Here is a 20917-nt window from a genome sequence, read left to right as displayed (position 1 = left end):
GTTCAGCGGGACGGGGACACCAGGCCCGCGTCGTAGGCCGCGATGACCAGCTGTACCCGGTCGCGGGCGCCCAGCTTGGCGAGCAGGCTGGCCACGTGTGCTTTCGCGGTGCCGGGGCTGATGTGCAGCCGAGTGGCGATCTCGGCGTTGGACAGGCCGCGCCCGACCAGGGTCAGCACCTCGTGTTCCCGTCCGGTGACGCTCGTGAGCCGGCGCGGCTGAGGAGCGGGGGCGGGGCGGCGGGTGAAGTCCTCGATGAGGCGGCGGGTGACGCTGGGCGCGATCAGGGCGTCTCCGGCGGCGACAACGTGGACGGCGGACAGGATGTCCTCCAGCGCCATGTCCTTGACCAGGAATCCGCTCGCTCCGGCGCGCAGGGAGGCGTAGACGTTGTCGTCGTCGTCGAACGTGGTGAGCATGATCACGCGGGTGTTCGGGGACTCTGCGGTGATGGTCTGGGTGGCTTCGATGCCGTCCATGCCGGGCATGCGGATGTCCATCACCACGACGTCGGGGTGCAGCTGCCTGGTGAGCTGAACGGCCTGGGCGCCGGTCCCGGCTTCTCCGGCGACCTCGACGTCGGGGGCGGTGTCGATGACCATGCGCAGGCCGGCGCGGATCAGCGGCTGGTCGTCGGCGAGTACGACACGGATCGTCACGGGGCCTCCGTCCAGCCGGCCTGGGCCGGTGCCTCGGCGGTCGTGAGCGGCAGCCGGGCGGTGACGCGGAAGCCGCCGTCGGGCCGGGGGCCCGCGCCGAAGTCTCCGTTCAGCAGGTCGACCCGTTCGCGCATGCCGGTGATCCCGTGCCCGCTTCCCTCTCTGGCGATGGGGGCGCTGGAGGGGGTGGCGTCGCCGGGTCCGTCGTCGATGACGTCGATGCGCAATTCCTCGCTCCTGTAATCGAGTACGACCTGGCAGTGGCCGGTGTCCGCGTGGCGGAGCACGTTGGTCACCGACTCCTGGACGATGCGGAAGGCGGACCGGTCGACGGCGTCGGGCAGGGGGTGTGGTCGACCGCGTCGGCGCAGGTCCACGTGGAGGCCGGCCGTCGCGGCCGTTTCGACCAGCCGGTCGACGTCTGACAGCGTCGCGGGAGGGGCCGGGGCAGGCGGCGCGCCGGGGTGCCCGTGCTCGGTGTCGCGGAGCACGCCGAGCAGGTGCCGTAGGCCCTTCAAGGTCTGTCTGCTGGTGGCCTCGATCGTGGTCAGCGTCTCGCGCGCCTGCTCCGGGCGGCTGTCGATCACGCGAGCGCCCGCGCCGGCCTGGATGGCGATGACGCCGATGTTGTGCGCGACCATGTCGTGTAGTTCGCGGGCGATGCGCAGCCGCTCGTCGGTGACGGCCCGGGCCTCGGCGTGCGCGCGCAGCGCAAGGTCGTACTCGCGCCGCTGCCGGATGACCATTGCGGCCATCCAGGCGACCAGGACGCCCAGGGCGAGCAGGACCGACAGCGCGAGGAAGCCGGGTGCCCAGGAACGCAGGCCGAGGTGCAGCAGATCCACCTGCCGGCTCGTCTGCTGCACGATCAGCGTGGCGCCCGCCGCGGTCAGGCCCGTGCGGCGCGACCGGGTGGCGGTGATGAGGAAGACCAGGACGTCGGACGCGGGGAAGAGCGGCCAGATCCACTGCGCCGGCTGTCCCAGCGCGGTCACCGCGACGATTTCGGCCAATTGGATCGCGAGCACCAGGGCCGGCCGTTGCCGTGCCCAGGCGAGGGGGACGGCCATGGCGACGGTGAACGCCGCATGGGCCGCGCCCACCGGGAGCAGGCTTTCGCCCTTGCTCAGCGTCATGGCCCACAGCAGTGGCACCAGGGCCGCGACGCCGCACCAGGTGAGCAGGCTCTGCACGCCCCGAGGCAACCGTGACCAAAGCGGCGGTATGGGCGTTTTGTCGCGCACCTGGTCGATCGTAGTCAGCTGATCGTGGATGGAGCATCGGCCCGCGGGCGTATGCCCGCGGGCCAGTGAGAATCGGCCTGCGGCCAGATGTGGCGCACCTGTGCGCTGCGACACCGTGAACCACGTGATCGAAGTCAATGGACTGACCAAGCGCTACGGCGCGGTGACGGCGGTGCGGGACCTGACGTTCGCCGTTCGGCCGGGGCACGTCACCGGGTTTCTCGGCCCGAACGGCGCCGGCAAGAGCACCACTCTGCGCATGATTCTCGGCCTGAACCGCCCCACCGCGGGGGGCGCCACCATCGACGGCCGCTCCTTCGCCCGCCATCGGGCCGGGCTGCGTCATGTGGGCGCGCTGCTGGACGCCGGCGACGTCCACGGCGGTCGCACCGCCGCCGCCCACCTGCACGCGCTCGCCCGCGGCAACGGCCTGCCCCGCCGCCGGGTGGCCGACGTGCTGGAGGAGGTGGGGTTGGCCGGGGTGGCGCGCCGCCGCATCGGCGGGTTCTCCCTCGGCATGCGCCAGCGGCTCGGCATCGCCGCCGCCCTACTGGGCGACCCGCCCGTGCTGCTGTTCGACGAGCCGGTCAACGGCCTGGACCCCGAGGGCGTGCGCTGGATACGCGGCCTGTTCCGCCGCCTGGCCGCCGAAGGACGGACCGTGCTGGTCTCCAGCCACCTGATGAGCGAGATGGAGAACACCGCCGACCATCTGGTCGTCATCGGCCGTGGCGAGCTGATCGCCGCCGAGAGCCTGGCCGTGTTCGCCGCCCGTGGCACCGGCGCCTCGGTATCGGTACGCACGCCCGACTCTGCCGAGCTGGCGGCCGTCCTCGCTCTGGAGGGTGCGCACGTACGGCCGGACGGCGGCGACGTTCTGACCGTGACCGGGCTGGGCGCGGCCCGTATCGGCGAGCTGGCCCATCAGCGCCGGATCATGCTGCATGAGCTCGCCCCGCGCACCGCCTCCCTGGAGCAGGCTTTCATGGAGCTGACCGCGGACCGTGCCGACTATCGCGCCGATGTTCGGGTCGGTGACGCGCGATGACCACCGCCCGCTTCCGCGATCTGCTCGCCGCCGAATGGATCAAACTCTGGTCCCTGCGCTCGACCTCCTGGCTGGTCGGCCTGGGCTCCCTGGCCATCGTCGCGTTCGCCGCCCGAAGCAGCCTGGACGCCTACAACAGCTGGCCCGGCTTCACCGCGATGGAGAAGGCCAGGTCCACCCCCCTCAACGAGGCGTTCAGCGGCTTGGGCGCCTGCATGCTGATGATCGGCGCGGGCAGCCTGGGCGCCCTGACCATCGTCGGCGAGTACGCCACGGGCCTGATCCGGACCACCCTTGCCGCCGTCCCGGCCCGCCACCTCGTCGTGGCCGCCAAACTCACGGTCACCGGGGCCGTCACGCTGGCGACCGGGACGCTCATCTCGGCGGGCACGTTCGGCGTCAGCCAGGCGATCCTGTCGGGCCGCGGCGTCGCCGTCTCGCTCGGCGATCCAGGCGTGCTGCGTGTCCTGGCCGCCAACGCGCTGCTCGCGCCGGTGTCGGCGCTGGCCGGCATGGGCATCGGCGCGCTGGTGCGGCACACCGCCGCCGCCGTCGTCACCGTATGCGCCGCGCTGGTCATCGTGCCCACCTTCCTCAAGCCCACCGTCCACCAGTGGCAGAACGACCTGTTCGCCCTGGTCCCCTTCTACGTCTGGCGCAACTGCCTGGGCCTGCCCCAGCTCCGTGACGACCCCGCGCTGCCCACGGTGGCCGGGTCCTGGGCCGTCTTCGCGCTCTGGCCATTGGCCGCCGCCGTCGTGACCTTGATCGTCGTGCGTCGCCGCGACGTGTGACCGCCTGCCGAAAGGAATCCGATGAAGACCCCGTTGTCTCCGCGCCTGCTGGCCGTTCCGCTGACGGCCTGCCTCACCCTGACCGTCACGGCCTGCGCCACGGCGACCGCGTCGGCTGTCTCGGCCACGCGATCCGGCCCCGCCATCATGGGCGCCGCGTCCCCAGCCGCTCTCCGGCTGGAACTGCCCCGCCCCACCGGCCCCGATCCGGTCGGCCGCGACACGCTCTATTTGGTCGACAAAAGCCGCAAGGACCCCTGGGTCCCGGCCTCGGGCCCGCGCCGGCTCATGCTCTCGCTGTACTACCCCGCCCGTTCCGCCGCCGGCGACCCCGCCCCGTACATGGCCCCCGAGGAGGCCGCATCGCTGCTGCGGCGCAAGGCCCCCGGCGCCGACCTTCCCGCTGAGATCATCAGCGGCATCCGCACCCACGCCCGAACTGGCGCCCCGCCTGAGAACGGCCGTCACCCGCTGGTGGTGCTCTCGCCCGGCCTTGGTCTGCCCCGCGCCAGCCTCACCTTCCTCGCCGAGGACCTGGCCAGCCGCGGCTACGTTGTCGCGGCGGTCGACCACGCCTACGAATCCTCCGGCACCACCTTCCCCGGCGTCGGCCTGCTCACCTGCGCACCCCTGTGCGACCAGCCCAAGCCCCCCGAAGGCGGGCAGGCGGCCATCACCAAGAACCGGACCGAGGACATCTCCTTCGTCCTCGACCGGCTGACCGGCCGCCACCCCGCCTGGAAACACGCCAACCTGATCAACCCCAGGCGCATCGGCATGGCGGGCCACTCTCTCGGCGGCGATGCCGGTGCGGCCACCATCACCGTGGACGAGCGCGTACGAGCCGGGGTGAACCTGGACGGCACCTTCCACCCCGCCGTCACACTCGACCGCCCCTTCCTGCTGTTGGGCAGCCAGGCCGACCACATCCCCGGCAAGGACAGCACCTGGGACGAGAGCTGGCCCAGGATGAGCGGCTGGAAGCGCTGGCTCACCGTCGCCCATGCCGAGCACAGCAGCTTCAGTGACCTGGCCATCCCGATGAGCGAGGCCGGCCTGCCGGCTCCGGACACCATCGCCGCCGAACGCGGGCTTGCGCTCATCCGCGCCTACGTCGGCGCCTTCTTCGACCTGCATCTGAAAGGCAGGAAGCAACCACTGCTGGACGGCCCGTCACCGGCCAATCCCGAGGTCGCCTTCCACAACCCCTGACCCCGCAGGCGGCCCTCGCCGTCGGCGGTGTTGAGCGTGCCCCATGCCACCGCCAGGACCGAGCCGATCCGCCAGGGGTATCAGCGGCTGAGCCGCCGGTAGCGGCGTACGGACAGAGGGAAGAAGACCGCGATGAGCAGCGCGGGCCAGGCGACGGCCAGCGCGACGGCGTGTTCGGCGACCCAGGAGTCGCCCGTTCCCGGGTTGCCGAACAGGTGCCGGGCGGCGGTGGCCGTGACCGAGATCGGGTTCCACTCGGCGAGCGTGCCGAGCCAGCCCGGCATGGTGCCGGTCGGGACGAACGCGTTGGAGAGGAACCCGACCGGCCAGACGAGGAGCTGCACTGCCGCGAGCGACTCGGGTCCGCGTGCGAGGAGGCCGAGGTAGATGCCGATCCAGAGGAACGCGAGCCGGAGCAGCAGGAGCAGGGCGAGGGCGAGTGCGGCGTCGGCGGCGTCGCCACGCCATCGCCAGCCGACGGCGAGGCCGCATCCGATCATGATGGCGAGGCCGAGGGCGGAGTGCAGCATGTCGGCGGTGGCGCGGCCGGTGACGACGGCGGAGGGCGCCATGGGCATGGAGCGGAACAGGTCGGTGACGCCCCTGGCGGCGTCGGTGGCGATGGCGGCGAAGGTGGTCTCGATGCCGAAGAGCATGGTCATCGCGAACATGCCGGGCAGGAGGAACTCGCGGTAGTCGCCGCCGCCGGGGATCAGGATGCCGCCGCCGAGGAGGTAGCCGAACATCAGGACCATCAGGACGGGGAACAGGAGGGCGACGGCGGTCTCGCCGGGGCGGCGTGCCCAGTGGGTGAGGGTGCGGCGGGCGATGGTCCAGCCGTCGGCGGCGGCCCAGCGCAGTCGGGCGGCCGGGGTGCGGGGGACGGGCGGAAGGATGACGGTCATCAGGCGGCCACCTCCGTGCCGCGCGGGGTGGTGCCGGGGGCGGGGTCGGCGCGTCTGCCGGTGAGCTGGAGGAAGACCTCGTCCAGGGTGGGGCGGCGGACGGCGATGTCCTCGGCGGTGACGGCGGCGTCGTCCAGGGCGCGGACGACCTCGGTGAGGGCGGCGGCGCGTTCGCGTACCGGTGCGCTGGCGCGGCGGGTGTCCGGGTCGACCTCGGGGTCGGCGGTGGAGACGCGGGCGAGCGCGGCCGCGGCGGCGGGCAGGTCGCGGGGGTCGCGCACGGTCACGTCGAGGCGGTCGCCGCCGATCATGCCCTTGAGCTCGTCGGGGGTGCCGTCCGCGATGCGGCGGCCTGAGTCGATCACGGAGACGCGGGAGGCGAGCTGGTCGGCCTCCTCGAGGTACTGCGTGGTGAGTAGCACGGTGGTGCCGTCGGCGACGAGGGCGCGGACGGCGTCCCAGACCTCGGTGCGGGCGCGTGGGTCGAGCCCGGTGGTGGGCTCGTCGAGGAACAGCACGGGCGGCACGAGGATCATGCCGGCGGCGAGGTCGAGGCGGCGGCGCATGCCGCCGGAGTAATGGGCGGTGGGCCGGTCGGCCGCGTCGGTGAGGGAGAACCGCTCCAGCAGTTCGAGCGCGCGGGTGCGGGCGCGGCGGGCGCCGAGGTGGTGGAGCCGGCCGAACATCTCCAGGTTCTGCCGGCCGGTCAGGACCTCGTCCACCGCTGCGTGCTGGCCGACCAGGCCGATTCGGTGGCGTACCTCGGCGGGCCGGGTGGCGACGTCGAGGCCGGCGACCTCGGCGCGGCCGCCGTCGGCGCGCAGGAGCGTGGTGAGGATGCGTACGGCGGTGCTCTTGCCCGCGCCGTTGGGGCCGAGCAGGCCGTGGACGGTGCCCTCGGTGACGGCCAGGTCGAGGCCGGTGAGGGCCTCGGTGTCGCCGTACCGCTTGCGCAGTGCCTCGGCGACGACGGCGAAGGTCATGTGGCTTCTCCTCGGATCGGGTCTTTGTACGGCGTACCGTACACCATACGGTACGGGAGGAAGTAGACTTCGCGGACCATGACGACCGAGTACACCGGCCGGGGTGATCCGGCCCGCAGCCTGGCGCTTCTGTGGCGGACGGCGGAGCGGGCCAGCCGCAAGGGCAAGCCGGACCTGAGCGTGGACCGCATCGTGCGCGCGGCGATCGAGGTGGCCGACACCGAGGGGCTGGCCGCGCTGTCCATGCGCAAGGTCGCCGAACGGCTCGGCGTCGGCACGATGTCGCTTTACACGTACGTGCCGGGCAAGGCCGAGCTGATCGACGTCATGCTCGACACCGTGTACGGCGAGCTGCCCCTGCCCGCCCGCGAGGAGGAGGCGGCCGACGCGGCCGGGAAGCCGGACGGCGGCTGGCGGGCGCGGCTGGAGGCGATCGCCCGGGATCACAAGGCGCTCTACCACCGCCATCCGTGGATGTTGCAGGTGGGGAGCAGCCGGCCGCCGCTCGGCCCGAACGTGACGGCGGTCTACGACCACTCGCTGCGCGCGGTGGACGGCATCGGGCTGAGCGACACGGAGATGGACGCGGTGGTCACGCTCGTGACCGGGTTCGTCAACGGCGCGGTCCGGGGCGCGGTGGAGGCGGAGCAGGTCGAGCGGCTGACCGGCATGACCGACGAGCAGTGGTGGTGGGCGCACGCCCCGTTCCTGAGCAAGGTCATGGATCCCCGCCGCTATCCGGTCGCGGCGCGGGTGGGGGCGGCGGCGGGGGAGGCGCACAACGCGCCCTACAACCCCGAGCATGCCTTCGAGTTCGGCCTGGCGCGGGTACTGGACGGCGTCGAGGTGTTCGTCCGTTCCCGTGTCGGCTCCGCGTCACCGGAGGGCGGCGCCTGACGGGCTCTCGGCCCGGCGCCGCTACGGGCGGGCCGGGCCGCGTGCGGCGCGCGGGGCGAACGGCTGGGTGAGGGAGGCTCGGACGGCGGCGAAGCCGTAGGCGAGCATGTCGGTCTCGTAGTGCCGGATCGTCTCGGTCAGTGAGGCGCCGGCGGCGGCCGCGGTGACGGCCCGGCGCAGCAGCGCGGCGTCCCTGAGCCCGACGTTGGCGCCCTCGCCCCGGCCGGGTGACATGGTGTGGATCGCGTCTCCGAGCAGCGTCACGTTCGTGGTCTCCCAGTGGCGGACGGGCCGGGCTGAGCGCAGCCGCACCGGGAACGTGGCCGCGGCGTCGGCCTCCCGGACGATCCGGCGGGCCGCGGGGTGGAAGCCGTGGATCGCCTCCAGGGCCAGGCGGTGCAGGGTCGGGCCGTCGGCGCGGTGGAAGCCGTCGCCGCCGGGCGGCCGCCCCTCGTCGCCGGCGACGGTCCAGGCGAAGTAGCCGGGGATGTCGGTGAGCCGGGCGTCCGGCGCGTACGCGGCGGCAGCCTCGGAGGGGGTGCGCAGGGGGCGGCAGGTGGCGACGGACAGCGCGGCGCCGCCGGGGGCGGTGAGGCGGTTGAAGCTGTCGATCAGGATCTCGGGCACTTCGTGCAGCAGGCCCGGAGTGATGGGGGTTCGTCCGTAGACGAAGCCGCCGATCTCGTCGAGCTCGGCGCCGGGGACGAGGAGGCGGCGCACCGCCGAGCCGGTGCCGTCCGCCCCGACGAGCAGATCGGCGTGGGCGGTGGTCCCGTCGGCGAAGCGGGCGCGGACCCGGCCGTCCGGGGTGTGGCTGTAGCGGGTGAAGGTCGCGCCGAAGCGCACGTCGAGGCCGGTGAGGAGGATCTCCCGCAGGGTCAGCCGGTTGACCCCGAAGACGGTGTCGGCGGGCGGGGCGGGGATCGGCTTGGTGAACGCGGGCGTGAGCCGGTGGTCGAGGAATGCCATCCGGGTGGCGGGGCGGATGGCGGTGGTCACGCAGAGGTCGAAGAGCGGGGCGGGGAGGCACTCGCGCAGGGCGCGGCTGCCGTCCTCTTTCAGGGTGATGCGCCAGCCCTGGTCGCGGGCGTGAGGTGAGGGGTCGCGTTCGTAGACGGCGACGCTGACGCCGGATTTGGCCAGGCCCTGGGCGAGGCAGAGCCCGCCGAGCCCGCCACCGACGATCACAACGTGCATGTGCGGGTCCTTTCGTGGACGGTCACCGTAACATTTCACTGTCGCGACAGTAAATGGCGGAACAGCTATTGTTGCGGCATGGAGGATCGATCACCCGGCGGCGTTCCCGTCGAACTCGTGCTCGGCGGCGGCTCGCTGATCAACCAGGTGGGGCGCGACCTGCGCACGGCGGTGGAGGGGATGCTCGCCCCCTACGGGGTCACCTCCCAACAGGCGGCGCTCCTGATGCGGGCGGCACACGGGGAGACCAGCCCGAACCGGCTCGCGTCCCACCTGGGCACCGACACCGCCGGCATGACCCGGCTGCTCGACCGCCTCGAGGCCAAGGGGCTGGTCAGGCGGCAGCGGAACGCGGGCGACCGCCGCTCGATCGTCGTGGAGCTGACCGAGGAGGGCAGGACGCTCGTGCCGCGCCTGGCGCCCGTGTTCGGGCGGGCCAGCGTTCGGCTTCTCGCGGGGTTCTCAGAGGAGGAGGTGCGCGGGCTCGCCGGGATGCTGCGCCGGATGCTGGACAACCTGCACGCCGCCCCGAGCCCGGACGCGGTGGGTCAGGCGTCCGGGACGCCGAGGTAGGGGCGGGCGCTCTCCCAGGAACCGTCCACGATCACCATCTCGCGCGCGTCGTCCGCGCCGACGCCGATGTCCTTGAAGCCCCGGAGGTGGACGTCCGCGGTGGTCATCGCGGTGGTCATCGCAGTGGTCGTCAAGGTCGTCATCGTGGTTCTCCCGTCGCCGTCGGGCGCGACGACGACGGCGGGGTGAGCGGTCCGCCCATGACCGCGTACGGGTCGAGGCCGACGTCCTCGGCGGCCAGCCGCCGCGCGGCGGCGCGCTCCCGCGGTCCGGGTGGCGGGAGGGTGGCCAGGACGGCGGCGACGACGTGAGCGTAGGGAGAGTGCTCGGCGAGGAGGGCCTGGCGCAGGACCTGGATGCCGGCGTGGTGCTCGCGCAGCAGTCGGGTGGCCTCGCGGACGGCGCCGCGTCCGGACAGTTCGCACACGACGGCGAGGTGGTCGGGCAGTTCGTCGGCGGGTGGCCGGTAGCCGGCGGCGCGGTAGGCGTGGTTGAAGCGCAGCAGCGCCATCCCGCGTCGGCGGGTGTCGCCGTGGGTGTAGTAGGTGAGGTACGGGCAGCATCGGCGTTTGAGGTCGAAGACGGCCACGTAGTGGGCGGCCAGCTCGGGCAGCGGGGTGGCGTCCACGTGGACGAGGAACGCGGCGAGATGGCCCGCCGCCTCCCCGATCGCGCCTCGGCTCCCGTCCGCACGCGGCGCGTCGGCGAGTGCGGCCAGGCAGTCGCCGATCAGCGGCCGGGCGGCGGGCAGCCGTTCGTCGGGGTAGCTCAGGAGGATCGAGGCCGTCATGTGGACGGTGCGTACCGCGCCGTCCCCCGAGGCGGCGTGCCCGGCGGGTCCGATCATGAGTCCTTCTTCTTCCGTTTGGGGAACAGCCCTTCAGGCAGTTCCTTGCCGTCCCAGTTGAGGAGGTTGACCCGTTCGCGGCGTTCCTCCGGGCGGAGGAGGGCGTCGCTCCGCTGCCGCTGCCGTAGCGCGTGGAAGGTCTCGACCGCGATGGGAGGGGGCTCGCCGGACGCTTCCTCGAAGGGGCCGCTCATCCCGGGGCCGCCTTCGTAGTCGAGGCTGCAGCCGGTCGCGAGCTCCTCCATCCAGGGCCCCTGCTCGGGGTGCGCGGTCGGGATGACGTAGCGCTCGTCGTAGGCGGCGATCGCGAGCAGCCGGTGCATCGCCTCGATCCGCTCGCCGGTCATCCCCACAGCCGCGGCGACGGACTCGCGCGGCGGTCGGCCGAGGTTGATGTCCCGCATGTAGGAGCGCATCGCGGCCAGGCGGCGTAGCGCGGCCCGCACCGGCTCCGTTCACCCCGTGTGTGGAGCGTACGACCTTGTCATGGCTCCACCGGTCGCGGTAGAAGACGTCGCCCTGGCGCTTGCCCACCTGGTGGAGGCTGCGCAGGTCGGGGGAGACGGTCCCGGGGTGGAGGTAGCGGCCGAGCCGTACGAGGGCGTCGCTCACCGGCCCGTCGATCCCCGCCATGGCTCCACCCCCGTTCCCTTTGGTCACATCAGGGATGCTCCGTCACGGAGAGTGATAAACCGTACGGATTGGAGTGGCGGCGCGGTACTGATGTGACGGCGGGCCCGCTCTCTCGGGACTTTGGTCACTACAGGGAGATCGCCGGGTGGCGGTTGACTCGTCCCGCATCCATTGACGTGTCCGGGCCGCGCACAGGTCCGGCGCGCCGCCGAGCAGGAGGTTCTCCCCTTGACCATCGCCGAGCGGCCGGTTCACGGCCCGGTCCCGTCCGCTTCGGCCGCGTCCGAGGGCGGGCTGCCCGCGCTCATCCAGGGAGGCATGGGAGTAGGCGTGTCCGGGTGGCGGCTGGCGCGGGCCGTCGCCCGGACCGGTCAGCTCGGCGTGGTGTCCGGGGTGGCGCTCGACGTCACGCTGGCCCGGCGGCTCCAGGACGGCGACCCGGGAGGGCATCTGCGCGCGGCGCTGGCCGCGTTCCCCGTTCCCGCGCTCAGCGAGCGGATCCTGGCCAGGTACTACGTGCGCGGCGGGATCGGGCCCGGCGCGCCGTACCGGCCGGTGCCCCGGCTCGGCCTGCGCCCGAACCGGGCGCGCGACGAGCTGGCCGTGGTGGCCAACTTCGCCGAGGTGTTCCTGGCCCGGCGCGACGGCGGCCTGATCGGGATCAACTATCTGGAGAAGATCCAGATGGCGACGCCCGCGGCGGCGTACGGGGCGATGCTCGCGGGCGTCGACTACGTGCTGATGGGGGCGGGCATCCCGTCGCAGATCCCGCGGCTGCTCGATCGACTCGCCGCGCACCTGCCGGCCGAGGTCTCGGTCACGGTGGCGGGAGCCGAGTCGGGGGAGCGGCACGCGGTCGGCGTCGACCCGGTCGCGCTGCTCGGGCGGGCGTCGGAGCCGCTGAAGCGGCCGCGGCTGCTGGCGATCGTGTCTTCCGACGTGCTCGCCGGCTATCTCGCGCGTACGCCGGAGACCCGGCCGGACGGTTTCGTGGTGGAGACGCCGGTGGCGGGCGGGCACAGCGCGCCGCCGCGCGGGCGGATGCGGCTGGACGAGAGTGAGCAGCCGGTGTACGGCCCGCGCGATGAGGTGAACCTGGGAAAGGTGGCCGCGCTGGGCCTGCCGTTCTGGCTGGCCGGTGGGTACGCGAGCCGGGACGGGCTGGCGCGGGCGCGGGCCGCGGGCGCGGCGGGCGTCCAGGTGGGGACGGCGTTCGCGCTGTGCCGCGAGTCGGGGCTGGACGACAAGCAGCGGCGGCGGCTGCTGGAGCGGGCCCGGGCGGGCGGGCTGCGGGTGCGCAACGACCCGCGTGCCTCGCCGGCCGGGTTCCCGTTCAAGGTGGCCGGGCTGGAGGAGACGATGGCCGAGCCGGAGGTCTACGAGCGGCGGCCCCGGCTGTGCGATCTCGGCCACCTGCGCACTCCGTACGTGCGGCCCGAAGGCGGGGTGGGCTTCCGCTGCCCGGCCGAGCCGGTGGACGCGTACCTGCGTAAGGGAGGGCAGCCGGAGGAGGCGGACGGGCGTCGGTGCGTGTGCAACGGCCTGGTCGCCGCCATCGGTCTCGGGCAGCACCGGCCGGACGGCTACGCGGAGCCGGCCCTGCTCACGCTCGGCCAGGATCTGGACTTCCTCGGCGACCTGCCCGAAGGGTATGGGGCGGCCGACGTCGTCGCCCACCTGCTCGGTGACGCGCGGGAGGGGCGGCCCTAGGGAATCGCCCCCGCACGTGCCGTCGGGGGCGTGCGGGGGCGAGGCCGGGGACCTGCGATGGGGAGGCGGTCAGGCGATCCAGGGAGGCACGATCCGCTCGGCGTCCTTGGGGGCGATGTCGCACGCGTCGGCGGCCGTGACGCCGCCGGGGTTGTAGGCGCGACTTCCCGCCGGCGCGGTGACGATGGCGGCGAAGCCGTCGGAGGTGTCGGCGAAGATTTGCCGGGCCACGTCGGCGGGCAGCACGATCGTGTCGCCCGAGGCGGCGGTCGTCTTCTCGCCGCCGAGGTCGACCGCGCAGCCGCCGGACAGCAGGGTCCAGATCTGCTCGGTGTCGAACACGTGCAGGGGGCCGACGGAGCCGGCCGGCATGTCCACGCGCCACATGGCCTGGCCCGCGCCGCCCTGGGAGGGCGAGGCGAGCGTGGTCATGACGCCGTTGGGCGTGCTGGTCTTGCGGGCTTCATCGGCACGGATGACGGGCATGGCAGGCATCTCCTAAGATGGGCAACTACGTTGTCTAGATAGTGAACCTGGTTGTCTATCGTGTCAAACGACCCTCCCGGCTTCGAGCTGCCGCTGCGGCTCTTCCTGGGCTTTCGCACCCTCATCGACGCGCTGCACGCCGAGCTCGCCCGGCAGGGGCATCCCGACGTACGGCCGATGCACGGATTCGTCATGCAGGCGATCGGCGTGGACGGCACCACCGCCGTCGAGCTCGGCCGCACCCTCGGAGTCTCCAAGCAGGCCGCCGGCAAGACCGTCGAGACGCTGGAGCGCCTCGGCTACGTCGAGCGCGCCCGTGACCCGCGCGACTCGCGGCGCAAGATCGTACGGCTGACGCCGCACGGCCTGGACGCCCTGGCGAGGTCGGCGCGGATCTTCGACGAGCTGCGGGCGGGCTGGGCGGCGACGCTGGGGGAGGACCGGCTGCGCGCCCTGGAGGCCGACCTGCGGCGGGTCACGCCGCACGACGCCTTCCGCCTCGACATCCCCGGCTGGTTCGGCTGACCTCCCACGCCCGAGCGGGGAGGGGCAGGTTTCAGATGCTATTATCATCTGGATTATGAGGGCATTTCGATCATGGCGTACGAGGGGGCGGCGATGGCGCGGCTGACGCGGGCCCAACAGCAGGAGCGCACGCGGTCGGCGGTGCTGGCGGCGGCGCGGGAGGAGTTCGTCCAACGCGGCTACACCCCGGCCAAGGTCGACCGGATCGCCGAGCGGGCCGAGCTGACCCGGGGCGCGGTGTACTCGAACTTCCCGAGCAAGCGCGCGCTCTACCTGGCGGTGCTCGTCGCGATGGTCGAGGAGACGGCCACGGTGGAGCCCGCGCGGCCGCCGGTGTCCCTGGAGGACGCGCTGGGCGAGTTCGCCCGGACGTGGCTGGACCGGCTGCCCTTGGCCGACGAGGACGCGCCCGGCGGCCGGTTGCGGCTGCGCTCGCTCGCCGGGGTCGTGGACGACGACCGAGGCCGGGCCGTGCTCGCCCAGCTCGCCCGCCTGGAGGCGCTGCTGCTGGCCGTCGGGTTGGAGTCCCATGACCCGGTGGCCGGGCGGCGGGTCCGCCTGGCCGAACTGGTGCTGACCCTGCTCAGTGGGGCGGGCGCCCTGGCCGAGACGGCGCCCGGCTTCGGCGACCCCTTCGACCGGGTACGCGCCTGCCGGCATCTGGCCGGGCTCGACCTCGCCGACACGTGGGCACCGGCACACGCGCCCTATGTCGAACCCACGGAACCGCGCCACGAGTCCTGGACCCCGCCCGCCGGTCTGCCCGACCAGATCACCGGCGACCCGGTCGACCTCGCCGCCGACGGCCTGGTGACCGTGCTCGGCGCACGCCGCCTCGGCGCCGCGGAGGAAACCGTCCGCTCCGCCCGCCCCGGTGAGCAGGTCACGGTCGTCGCCGTCACGGACGACCTCGCCGAGACCGGCCGGCTCGTCCGGCTGCGCGTCCGTGACCTGCTCACCTGCCTGCGCGGCGTGTTCCCCGCCGACGCCTGGCCGTCCCTGCGGCTGGTCGTCGACGACGGCGCCCTCGTGGCGTCGGCCCTCGGCCTGGCCGGCGTCGACGACGAGACCGAGACGGCGGTGCGCGTCCAGGGCGGCGCGATCGTCGCACGGGCCGCCGGACGGGGTGCCGCCGTCTCGGCGGCCGGTGCCGCACCGGCCGACCCACTGGCCGACCCACTGGCCGACTTCCGGAAGGGGAGGGCCGGCGCATGACTCGGCCGATCGAGACCGGGATCGACCTGCTGATCCTCCACACCGTGCGCTGCTGCGGCTACTGCGGGGTGGCCCGCGTGGCGGCGGCCACGAGGCTGGACGAGCCCACGGTCGAGTCCGAACTGATCGACCTGGCGGTGGCCGGCCACGTCACCCGACTGTCCGGCGCGTGGGGCCTGACCGAGTCCGGCCGCGCCGAGGACGCCCGGCGGATCACCGATGAGCTGGAGACGGCCGGCGCACGCCCCGCCGTGACCGCGGCGTACGAGCGCTTCCTCGAACTCAACCCGGAACTGCTCGACCTGTGCACGGCCTGGCAGTTGCGAATCGTCGACGGCGTCCCCACGGTCAACAAGCACGACGACCCGTCCTACGACGCACGCGTCCTGGACCTTTTCGCCGACCTGGACCGGCGCCTCGCCCCCGTCTGCGGCGAACTGTCCGCGGTCCTGCCGCGGTTCGCCCGCTACCCGGCCCGCCTCACCGAAGCCCTCGACCGCGCCACCGCCGGCGCACGGGAGCTGGTGACCGACGACACCGCGTCGTACCACACGGTGTGGGCCGAGCTGCACGAGGACCTGCTCGCCACCCTGGGGATCCCCCGATGAGGTGGGTGCGCCCGGTCTCCGCACGGGTCGCGGAGACCCCCGACGTTCTCGGCGCCAAGGCCCACGGCCTCGTGCTGCTTCACCGGCTCGGACTGCCGGTGCCCGCCGGGTTCGTCGTCACGACGCCGGCCTGCCGCGAGTTCCTGCGTACCGGGAGCTTCCCGGCCGGGCTCGCCGAGGAACTGCGGGCTGCCACGGCCGACCTGGAGACCCGGACCGGCCGCCGGTTCGGGGGAGGCGACAGGCCCCTGGCGGTGTCGGTCCGCTCCGGGGCCGGCGTGTCGATGCCGGGCATGATGAGCACCGTCCTCAACCTGGGCCTGACGACCGAGGCGACCGCCGCGCTGGCGGCCGAGACCGGCGACCCCCGGTTCGCGACGGCCTCCCGGCGCCGGTTCTTGTCCAGCTTCGCCTCCGCGCTGACCGGAACCGACGTCGATATTCCGCCTGCGGACACGCCGCCCGCGAACACCGGCGCGGCCATCCCCGACACCGCCGCCGACCAGTTGACGCTGGCGGTGCGGACCGTCTTCTCCTCGTGGAACACGCCGCGCGCGCGGACCTACCGCCGACTCCACGGCATCGCGGACGACCTCGGCACGGCCGCGATCGTGCAGACGATGGTGTTCGGCAACCGCGACGGGCGCAGCGGCACCAGTGTCGCGTTCAGCCGCGACCCCAACACCGGCGAGAACGTCCCGTTCGGTGACGTTCTGTTCGAACGCCAGGGGGAGGACGTCGTCTCGGGCCGCGCCCCCACCCTGCCCCTGCGTGCGCTCGCCGACCGCGAACCCGCCGTGTGGGCCGGCCTGCTCGACGCCCTGCGCCGGATCGAGGACCACTACCGCGACGCGTGCTACGTGGAGTTCACCTTCCAGGCCGGCGAGCTGTGGTTCCTCCAGGTCCGCCCCGGCCGGTTCACCGGCGCGGCGACCGTGCGTGTGGCCACCGACCTCGCCGACGAGGGCGTGCTCACCCGCGGTGAGGCGCTGCTGCGGGTCTCGCCGCATCACCTGGAGAACGCGCGCACGCTCCGTATCGTGGCGGCGCCGGACGTCGACGTCCTCACCCGGGGCGTGGGCGCCTGCCCCGGTGTCGCGGCCGGCCGGATCGCGACCACGGCCGACGCCGCGGTGCGCATGGCCGCCGACGGCCCGGTCGTCCTGGTACGGCCGGAGACGTCCCCGCACGACATGCGCGGTCTGGCCGCCGCGACAGGCGTCCTGACCGCGCGCGGCGGCCCGGCCAGCCACGCCGCGGTCGTCGCCCGCACGATGGGCAAACCGGCGGTGGTCGGAGCCGTGGACCTCACCGTCGACGGCACCTCGATCAGGGTGGGTGGGCGCACCTTCGGTGAGGGCACGACCATCACCATCGACGGGACCAGCGGCGAGGTGGCGCTCGGCCGCCCCCGCGCCGCCACGGGAGCGGCCGGTGCCCACCTGCACCGGCTGCTCGCCTGGGCGGACGACGCCTCGGGCGACCGGTCAGCGCGCGGGGAGGCCCAGCGGCTGCGCGACGCCCACGCCGCGCTCCGTCGCGACTGACCGGCCGCGGATCACGTGCCTCAGGGCCGGACCCCGGGGCCGAACCCGGTCCAGCGCAGGTCCGGCGGCAGATGGCTCATGTCGTTGTACAGCAGCAGCGCCGGCGCCGCGCCGTCGTAGTACTCGATCGCCGTCATCGCCGCGTTCCCGCAGCTCATCGTCAGCCACCGCGACCGCGGCGCGTCCAGGGCGTGCCGCACCAGCCAGGCCACCTGGTAGGCGTGGGTGACCAGGACCTCGTGCGTCTCGCTCTCGGCGGGGCGCGCGAACCGGCCGGTCAGCGCGTCCGCGAGCCGCTCCCCCTCAGCTGCCTCGGCGGGGTCGTACCCGTCGAAGAACCCGGCCCACGCCGGCGGCGCCTGCGCCGGCACGTGCGGGACATGGTCGATCAGCTCGGCAGCCTCCCGTACGGGCACGCCGCGCAGGTGCTCGCCGATGATCCGCGCCGACCGCACGGCCCGGGGCAGCGGCGAATGCCACACGGCCTCGACCGGCAGGTGGGCCAGGCGCTCGGCGAGCAGCTCCGTCTGCCGCTGACCGATGTCGGTCAGCTCTCCGAACGTGTCCGCCGCGCCGTGCCGGACCACGTACAGGTGCCGGGTCGCCATCAGATCCCCTCCAAGACTCAAGATGTTGAAAGCATTCGGATGTTATCAACATCTCAATTGGATTCGGGGGCGTGTTGAGGAACCCGGCTGGACGGCCCCCCGGCTGGGCCCGCATCCCCCATCCGGGCAGGTCAGGGAAGGATCTCCAGCCGCACGTCCAGCCCGTCGTAGAGGAAGGGGGTCGTGGTGAGGATCCGCCATCCGCGCCGGGCGGCGTAGACGGCGGCGTGCGCGGCCACGAGGACCTCCGACAGCCCCTCCTCGCCGGATCCCGGCCGGTTGCGGTGCAGGTTGGCGCGGATCGCGGTCGTGATCGGGGCGGCGGCGGCCGCATCGTCGGGGGAGAGCGCGCCGACCACGGCCACCGACATGCGCAGGAAGCGCTCCAGCCGGGGAGCGGCGGGGCCGAGGGAGAGGACCTGGACGGCGAGCGGCGGGACGAGCAGGGTGACGCCGTACGCCGAGGACTGCCGCACGACCTCCCTGCCGTACATGCTTTTGCCCTCGATCAGGTGGACGAGGGCGTCGATGTCGAGCACGTGGCCGGTGACGTGCCCGGCCGGGGGGATCGCCTCGGTCACGCCGCGTCTGCCTCGGAGTCGCCGGTGAGGAGGCGGGCCGCGCGGGCGCGCTCCTCGTCGGTGATGCCGTCCTGCCAGCCGGCGCCCCACAGGTCGTCCATGATCGCGAGATCCTGCTCGACGCGGCGGCGCTGGCGCAGGGCGTCCGCGATGTACGCGGAGGCGTTGCCGGACGCCTGCGCTTCCGCGGCCAGATCGTCGGGCAGCGAGATCGTGATCTTCTTGGTCATACCCGGGAGCTTACCGAGTCATACCCTGCCGGTCCATCGATACGCGGGTTTCGGGACCAGGCGCGCCGACGTCAGCGGGCCTCGGCGGCTGGGGCGTGGACCTGCGCGGCCGCGTATGGACGCAGGGTCCTCGCGAGCGGGGCCCGTCTGACGATGGGGCGGGAGAGCCGCCGCTAGACTCCCCGGATGGTGGACGAGACGGCCGACGCAGCCGCCCCCTCACGGCTGATGAACACGCCGAGCTGGCTGATAACGCAGACCGCGACCCATGCCCATCGCATGGTCTCCGAGGGGCTCGCCACGGCGGAGGCGCGCACCTACCATTACCGGCTGCTCGCGGCCCTGGAGGAGTTCGGCCCGGCCAGCCAGGCGGTGCTCGGCCGCCGGTGCGGCGTCGACCGCAGCGACATGGTCTCGATGATCAACGAGCTGGCGGACCGGAGGCTGCTCGAACGCGCCCCCGATCCCAGCGACCGGCGCAGGAACATCATCACGATCACCGCGGCCGGGTTGCGGCAGCTCCGGCGGCTCGACGGCGTGCTGGCGGAGGTGCAGGACGTGCTGCTCGCCCCCCTTTCCGCCGAGGAGCGGGGTCAGCTCGCCGGGCTGCTCGCCCGGGTCGTGCGCCACCACCAGCGCGACCAGTGACCGCCGGCAAGCCGGGCGGCGGGGGCCGGCTCAGCGGGCGCGGTTGACGGCGGCCAGCACCGCCCGCACCGACGCGGTCAGGACGGAGGTGTCCCGCCCGGCTCCCCAGCGTGTGACGGCGCCGGTCCGGCACTCCACGTACGCGACGGCCGGGCTGTCCGGTCCCGTCCCCGTCGCGTGTTCGGCGTACTGGAGGATGTCGATCGCGACGCCGGCGGACGCGAGCGCGTCGGCGAGGGCGGACAGAGGGCCGTTGCCGGTGCCGCGCAGCTCGCTCTCGCGCCCATCGGCGACCAGCGTGCCGGTGAACTCGTGCCGGCCCGGTGCGGTCTCGGCCGTGGCCCAGGACGCGAGTGCCAGCCGGCCGTCCTCGCCTGGGGCGAGATAGGTGGTGTGGAAGATCTCCCACAGGTCCTTGGCGGTGACCTCGTGGCCGCCGTCGTCGGTCGCGCGCTGCACCACCGCGGAGAAGTCGATCTGCAGGCGGCGCGGCAGGTCCAGCCCGTGGTGGGTCTGCAGCAGGTACGCGATGCCGCCCTTGCCCGACTGGCTGTTGACCCGGATGACCGCCTGGTAGTCGCGGCCCACGTCGGCCGGGTCGATCGGCAGGTACGGCACCTCCCACGGGGCCCGCGCGGCGGGCACGCCCAGCTCGGCGGCGCGCCGTTCATGGTGGGCCAGGCCCTTCTTGATGGCGTCCTGGTGCGTCCCGGAGAAGGCGGTGTAGACCAGGTCGCCCGCGTACGGGTGCCGGTCGGGGACCGGGAGCCGGTTGCAGTGCTCGACGGTCCGCCTGATCTCGTCGATGTCGCCGAAGTCGAGCATCGGGTCCACCCCCTGGGAGTGGAGGTTGAGGGCGAGGGTGACCAGGTCGACGTTTCCGGTACGCTCGCCGTTGCCGAACAGGCAGCCCTCGACGCGCTGGGCCCCGGCGAGCAGGGCGAGCTCGGCACAGGCGACGCCGGTGCCTCGGTCGTTGTGCGGGTGGACCGAGAGGATCACCGACCCGCGCCGGTCCAGGTGGCGGTGCATGTACTCGATCTGGTCGGCGTAGACGTTCGGGGTGGCGATCTCGACGGTGGCGGGCAGGTTGTGGATCACCGGCCGGTCGGGGGAGGCGTCCCACAGGGCGGTCAGCCCGTTGCAGACCTCCAGAACGTAGTCCGGCTCGGTGAGGTTGAAGACCTCGGGGGAGAACTCGAACCGCACCGGCGGCCCGGGACGGGCGTCGGCGAGGTGCGCCATCCGCTCGGCGGCGCGGTGGATGAGGGCGCGCAGGTCGGCGCGGTCATGCCCGAGGACGATGTCGCGCCAGGTGGGGGCGGTCGCGGTGTACAGGTGGACGACCACGCGCGGCAGGCCCTCGATGGAGGCGAAGGTCTGCTCGATCAGGTCCGCGCGGGCGGCGGTGAAGACCACGATGGTCACGTCGGCGGGTACGGAGTCCGACTCGGCCAGGTGCCGGACGAAGTCGTAGTCCGTGCGGCTGGCCGACGGGTAGCCGACCTCGATCTCCTTGAAGCCCATGGCGAGCATCAGGTCGAACATCCTCCGCTTGCGCGCGGGGTCCATCGGCTCGGCCAGCGCCTGGTTGCCGTCGCGCAGGTCGACCGGCACCCACAGCGGGGCCCGGTCGAGGCGCCGGGACGGCCAGCGGCGGTCGTCTCCCAGCGCGACGTGGACGCGTTCGTGTGCCGGCCGGTAGCGGTGGTACGGCATCGCGCCGGCACGCTGCGGGTTCCAGGCAGGTGCGCCGGCGGGGACGGG

General features: G+C 73.4%; 24 protein-coding genes. 11 read left to right on the top strand and 13 right to left on the bottom strand.

Annotation, left to right across the window (positions count from 1 at the left end; genetic code table 11):
• Positions 1 to 2: 2 nt before the first annotated feature.
• Positions 3 to 659, bottom strand: coding sequence for a response regulator (locus tag ACQP1V_RS23160; protein ID WP_433411633.1), 657 nt, complete (start codon positions 657 to 659; stop codon positions 3 to 5).
• Positions 656 to 1852, bottom strand: coding sequence for a sensor histidine kinase (locus ACQP1V_RS23155; protein WP_433411630.1), 1197 nt, complete (start codon positions 1850 to 1852; stop codon positions 656 to 658). The genes ACQP1V_RS23160 and ACQP1V_RS23155 overlap by 4 nt, the downstream gene beginning before the upstream one ends.
• Before the next feature lie 175 nt (positions 1853 to 2027).
• Between ACQP1V_RS23155 and ACQP1V_RS23150 the strand changes: the two genes are divergently transcribed.
• Genes ACQP1V_RS23150 through ACQP1V_RS23140 form a run of 3 tightly spaced genes read left to right on the top strand, consistent with a single transcriptional unit; the run spans position 2028 to position 4957 of the window.
• A complete protein-coding gene (locus tag ACQP1V_RS23150) occupies positions 2028 to 2951 on the top strand; it encodes an ABC transporter ATP-binding protein (RefSeq protein ID WP_433411628.1) in 924 nt (307 codons plus the stop codon).
• Entirely contained in the window at positions 2948 to 3745 is a 798-nt protein-coding gene (locus ACQP1V_RS23145; protein WP_433411626.1) for a hypothetical protein, read from the top strand. Before ACQP1V_RS23150 ends, ACQP1V_RS23145 begins: the two co-directional genes overlap by 4 nt.
• Positions 3746 to 3766: 21 nt before the next feature.
• Positions 3767 to 4957 carry an alpha/beta hydrolase family protein gene (locus ACQP1V_RS23140; RefSeq protein ID WP_433411623.1) on the top strand — a complete coding sequence of 397 codons (1191 nt, stop codon included), beginning with the start codon at positions 3767 to 3769 and terminating at the stop codon, positions 4955 to 4957.
• 80 nt (positions 4958 to 5037) lie between these two features.
• Here the strand turns inward: ACQP1V_RS23140 and ACQP1V_RS23135 are convergent, their stop codons facing one another.
• Together ACQP1V_RS23135 and ACQP1V_RS23130 are read right to left on the bottom strand one after the other, a co-directional pair.
• On the bottom strand, positions 5038 to 5862 hold the full coding sequence (locus tag ACQP1V_RS23135) for an ABC transporter permease (RefSeq protein WP_433411621.1): 825 nt from the start codon (positions 5860 to 5862) through the stop codon (positions 5038 to 5040).
• Positions 5862 to 6845 carry an ATP-binding cassette domain-containing protein gene (locus ACQP1V_RS23130; protein ID WP_433411619.1) on the bottom strand — a complete coding sequence of 328 codons (984 nt, stop codon included), beginning with the start codon at positions 6843 to 6845 and terminating at the stop codon, positions 5862 to 5864. Before ACQP1V_RS23130 ends, ACQP1V_RS23135 begins: the two co-directional genes overlap by 1 nt.
• Positions 6846 to 6923: 78 nt before the next feature.
• Here ACQP1V_RS23130 and ACQP1V_RS23125 point away from each other — a divergent pair, with 78 nt between their 5' ends.
• Positions 6924 to 7742, top strand: a complete 819-nt coding sequence (locus tag ACQP1V_RS23125) for a TetR/AcrR family transcriptional regulator (protein WP_433411617.1) — start codon at positions 6924 to 6926, stop codon at positions 7740 to 7742.
• A gap of 21 nt (positions 7743 to 7763) precedes the next feature.
• Here ACQP1V_RS23125 and ACQP1V_RS23120 read toward each other — a convergent pair whose 3' ends face one another.
• Positions 7764 to 8939 carry an FAD-dependent oxidoreductase gene (locus tag ACQP1V_RS23120; RefSeq protein WP_433411615.1) on the bottom strand — a complete coding sequence of 392 codons (1176 nt, stop codon included), beginning with the start codon at positions 8937 to 8939 and terminating at the stop codon, positions 7764 to 7766.
• Positions 8940 to 9017: 78 nt separating this feature from the next.
• Here ACQP1V_RS23120 and ACQP1V_RS23115 point away from each other — a divergent pair, with 78 nt between their 5' ends.
• On the top strand, positions 9018 to 9512 hold the full coding sequence (locus tag ACQP1V_RS23115; RefSeq protein ID WP_433411613.1) for a MarR family winged helix-turn-helix transcriptional regulator: 495 nt from the start codon (positions 9018 to 9020) through the stop codon (positions 9510 to 9512).
• Here the strand turns inward: ACQP1V_RS23115 and ACQP1V_RS23110 are convergent.
• The 3 genes from ACQP1V_RS23110 to ACQP1V_RS23100 are packed head-to-tail and all read right to left on the bottom strand — an operon-like array spanning position 9488 to position 10805.
• A complete protein-coding gene (locus tag ACQP1V_RS23110) occupies positions 9488 to 9646 on the bottom strand; it encodes a hypothetical protein (protein WP_433411611.1) in 159 nt (52 codons plus the stop codon). The two genes, ACQP1V_RS23115 and ACQP1V_RS23110, sit on opposite strands and share 25 nt — an antisense overlap.
• Positions 9647 to 9651: 5 nt before the next feature.
• Positions 9652 to 10359: a nitrate reductase molybdenum cofactor assembly chaperone gene (gene narJ / locus ACQP1V_RS23105; RefSeq protein ID WP_433411609.1), complete on the bottom strand. Its 708-nt coding sequence runs from the start codon at positions 10357 to 10359 to the stop codon at positions 9652 to 9654.
• Positions 10356 to 10805: a hypothetical protein gene (locus ACQP1V_RS23100; protein ID WP_433411607.1), complete on the bottom strand. Its 450-nt coding sequence runs from the start codon at positions 10803 to 10805 to the stop codon at positions 10356 to 10358. The genes narJ and ACQP1V_RS23100 overlap by 4 nt, the downstream gene beginning before the upstream one ends.
• A 415-nt stretch (positions 10806 to 11220) precedes the next feature.
• On the opposite strand from ACQP1V_RS23100, the gene ACQP1V_RS23095 reads away from it, so the two are divergent.
• A complete protein-coding gene (locus ACQP1V_RS23095; protein ID WP_433411605.1) occupies positions 11221 to 12702 on the top strand; it encodes a nitronate monooxygenase in 1482 nt (493 codons plus the stop codon).
• 69 nt (positions 12703 to 12771) lie between these two features.
• Here the strand turns inward: ACQP1V_RS23095 and ACQP1V_RS23090 are convergent, their stop codons facing one another.
• Complete coding sequence (locus tag ACQP1V_RS23090) at positions 12772 to 13188, bottom strand: cupin domain-containing protein (RefSeq protein ID WP_433411603.1); 417 nt, start codon at positions 13186 to 13188, stop codon at positions 12772 to 12774.
• Between the two features lie 60 nt (positions 13189 to 13248).
• On the opposite strand from ACQP1V_RS23090, the gene ACQP1V_RS23085 reads away from it, so the two are divergent.
• The 4 genes from ACQP1V_RS23085 (at position 13249) to ACQP1V_RS23070 (ending at position 17083) form a co-directional block, all read left to right on the top strand.
• On the top strand, positions 13249 to 13713 hold the full coding sequence (locus ACQP1V_RS23085; protein ID WP_433411601.1) for a MarR family winged helix-turn-helix transcriptional regulator: 465 nt from the start codon (positions 13249 to 13251) through the stop codon (positions 13711 to 13713).
• Between the two features lie 72 nt (positions 13714 to 13785).
• Entirely contained in the window at positions 13786 to 14928 is a 1143-nt protein-coding gene (locus ACQP1V_RS23080) for a TetR/AcrR family transcriptional regulator (RefSeq protein WP_433411599.1), read from the top strand.
• Entirely contained in the window at positions 14925 to 15536 is a 612-nt protein-coding gene (locus tag ACQP1V_RS23075) for a transcriptional regulator (RefSeq protein ID WP_433411597.1), read from the top strand. Before ACQP1V_RS23080 ends, ACQP1V_RS23075 begins: the two co-directional genes overlap by 4 nt.
• Positions 15533 to 17083 carry a pyruvate, phosphate dikinase gene (locus ACQP1V_RS23070; RefSeq protein ID WP_433411595.1) on the top strand — a complete coding sequence of 517 codons (1551 nt, stop codon included), beginning with the start codon at positions 15533 to 15535 and terminating at the stop codon, positions 17081 to 17083. The genes ACQP1V_RS23075 and ACQP1V_RS23070 overlap by 4 nt, the downstream gene beginning before the upstream one ends.
• A 20-nt stretch (positions 17084 to 17103) precedes the next feature.
• On the opposite strand, the gene ACQP1V_RS23065 is transcribed toward ACQP1V_RS23070, so the two are convergent.
• The 3 genes from ACQP1V_RS23065 to ACQP1V_RS23055 all read right to left on the bottom strand — a co-directional run bounded on the left by ACQP1V_RS23065 (position 17104) and on the right by ACQP1V_RS23055 (position 18502).
• A complete protein-coding gene (locus ACQP1V_RS23065) occupies positions 17104 to 17691 on the bottom strand; it encodes a histidine phosphatase family protein (protein WP_433411593.1) in 588 nt (195 codons plus the stop codon).
• 131 nt (positions 17692 to 17822) lie between these two features.
• Positions 17823 to 18272: a hypothetical protein gene (locus ACQP1V_RS23060; RefSeq protein ID WP_433411591.1), complete on the bottom strand. Its 450-nt coding sequence runs from the start codon at positions 18270 to 18272 to the stop codon at positions 17823 to 17825.
• A complete protein-coding gene (locus ACQP1V_RS23055; RefSeq protein WP_387414415.1) occupies positions 18269 to 18502 on the bottom strand; it encodes a hypothetical protein in 234 nt (77 codons plus the stop codon). The genes ACQP1V_RS23060 and ACQP1V_RS23055 overlap by 4 nt, the downstream gene beginning before the upstream one ends.
• 186 nt (positions 18503 to 18688) lie before the next feature.
• Here ACQP1V_RS23055 and ACQP1V_RS23050 point away from each other — a divergent pair, with 186 nt between their 5' ends.
• Positions 18689 to 19150, top strand: coding sequence for a MarR family winged helix-turn-helix transcriptional regulator (locus ACQP1V_RS23050; protein ID WP_387414417.1), 462 nt, complete (start codon positions 18689 to 18691; stop codon positions 19148 to 19150).
• A 30-nt stretch (positions 19151 to 19180) separates the two neighbouring features.
• On the opposite strand, the gene leuA is transcribed toward ACQP1V_RS23050, so the two are convergent.
• Entirely contained in the window at positions 19181 to 20869 is a 1689-nt protein-coding gene (leuA, locus tag ACQP1V_RS23045) for a 2-isopropylmalate synthase (protein WP_433425921.1), read from the bottom strand.
• Positions 20870 to 20917: the final 48 nt, after the last annotated feature.

This window comes from Microtetraspora malaysiensis, assembly GCF_050947145.1.
Classification (GTDB): Bacteria; Actinomycetota; Actinomycetes; order Streptosporangiales; family Streptosporangiaceae; genus Microtetraspora_A; species Microtetraspora_A malaysiensis.
Note: the sequence above shows the minus strand (reverse complement) of the source record. Positions and strands in the feature narration are given on the sequence as shown.

Coding starts and splice junctions, on each gene's coding strand:
- ACQP1V_RS23080 (WP_433411599.1), top strand. CDS start 13,786: ATGGCGTACGAGGGGGCGGCGATGGCGCGGCTGACGCGGGCCCAACAG.
- ACQP1V_RS23120 (WP_433411615.1), bottom strand. CDS start 8,939: ATGCACGTTGTGATCGTCGGTGGCGGGCTCGGCGGGCTCTGCCTCGCC.
- ACQP1V_RS23135 (WP_433411621.1), bottom strand. CDS start 5,862: ATGACCGTCATCCTTCCGCCCGTCCCCCGCACCCCGGCCGCCCGACTG.
- ACQP1V_RS23125 (WP_433411617.1), top strand. CDS start 6,924: ATGACGACCGAGTACACCGGCCGGGGTGATCCGGCCCGCAGCCTGGCG.
- ACQP1V_RS23050 (WP_387414417.1), top strand. CDS start 18,689: ATGGTGGACGAGACGGCCGACGCAGCCGCCCCCTCACGGCTGATGAAC.
- ACQP1V_RS23145 (WP_433411626.1), top strand. CDS start 2,948: ATGACCACCGCCCGCTTCCGCGATCTGCTCGCCGCCGAATGGATCAAA.
- ACQP1V_RS23115 (WP_433411613.1), top strand. CDS start 9,018: ATGGAGGATCGATCACCCGGCGGCGTTCCCGTCGAACTCGTGCTCGGC.
- ACQP1V_RS23055 (WP_387414415.1), bottom strand. CDS start 18,502: ATGACCAAGAAGATCACGATCTCGCTGCCCGACGATCTGGCCGCGGAA.
- ACQP1V_RS23140 (WP_433411623.1), top strand. CDS start 3,767: ATGAAGACCCCGTTGTCTCCGCGCCTGCTGGCCGTTCCGCTGACGGCC.
- ACQP1V_RS23075 (WP_433411597.1), top strand. CDS start 14,925: ATGACTCGGCCGATCGAGACCGGGATCGACCTGCTGATCCTCCACACC.
- narJ (WP_433411609.1), bottom strand. CDS start 10,359: ATGATCGGACCCGCCGGGCACGCCGCCTCGGGGGACGGCGCGGTACGC.
- ACQP1V_RS23090 (WP_433411603.1), bottom strand. CDS start 13,188: ATGCCCGTCATCCGTGCCGATGAAGCCCGCAAGACCAGCACGCCCAAC.
- ACQP1V_RS23065 (WP_433411593.1), bottom strand. CDS start 17,691: ATGGCGACCCGGCACCTGTACGTGGTCCGGCACGGCGCGGCGGACACG.
- ACQP1V_RS23070 (WP_433411595.1), top strand. CDS start 15,533: ATGAGGTGGGTGCGCCCGGTCTCCGCACGGGTCGCGGAGACCCCCGAC.
- ACQP1V_RS23130 (WP_433411619.1), bottom strand. CDS start 6,845: ATGACCTTCGCCGTCGTCGCCGAGGCACTGCGCAAGCGGTACGGCGAC.
- leuA (WP_433425921.1), bottom strand. CDS start 20,869: ATGCCGTACCACCGCTACCGGCCGGCACACGAACGCGTCCACGTCGCG.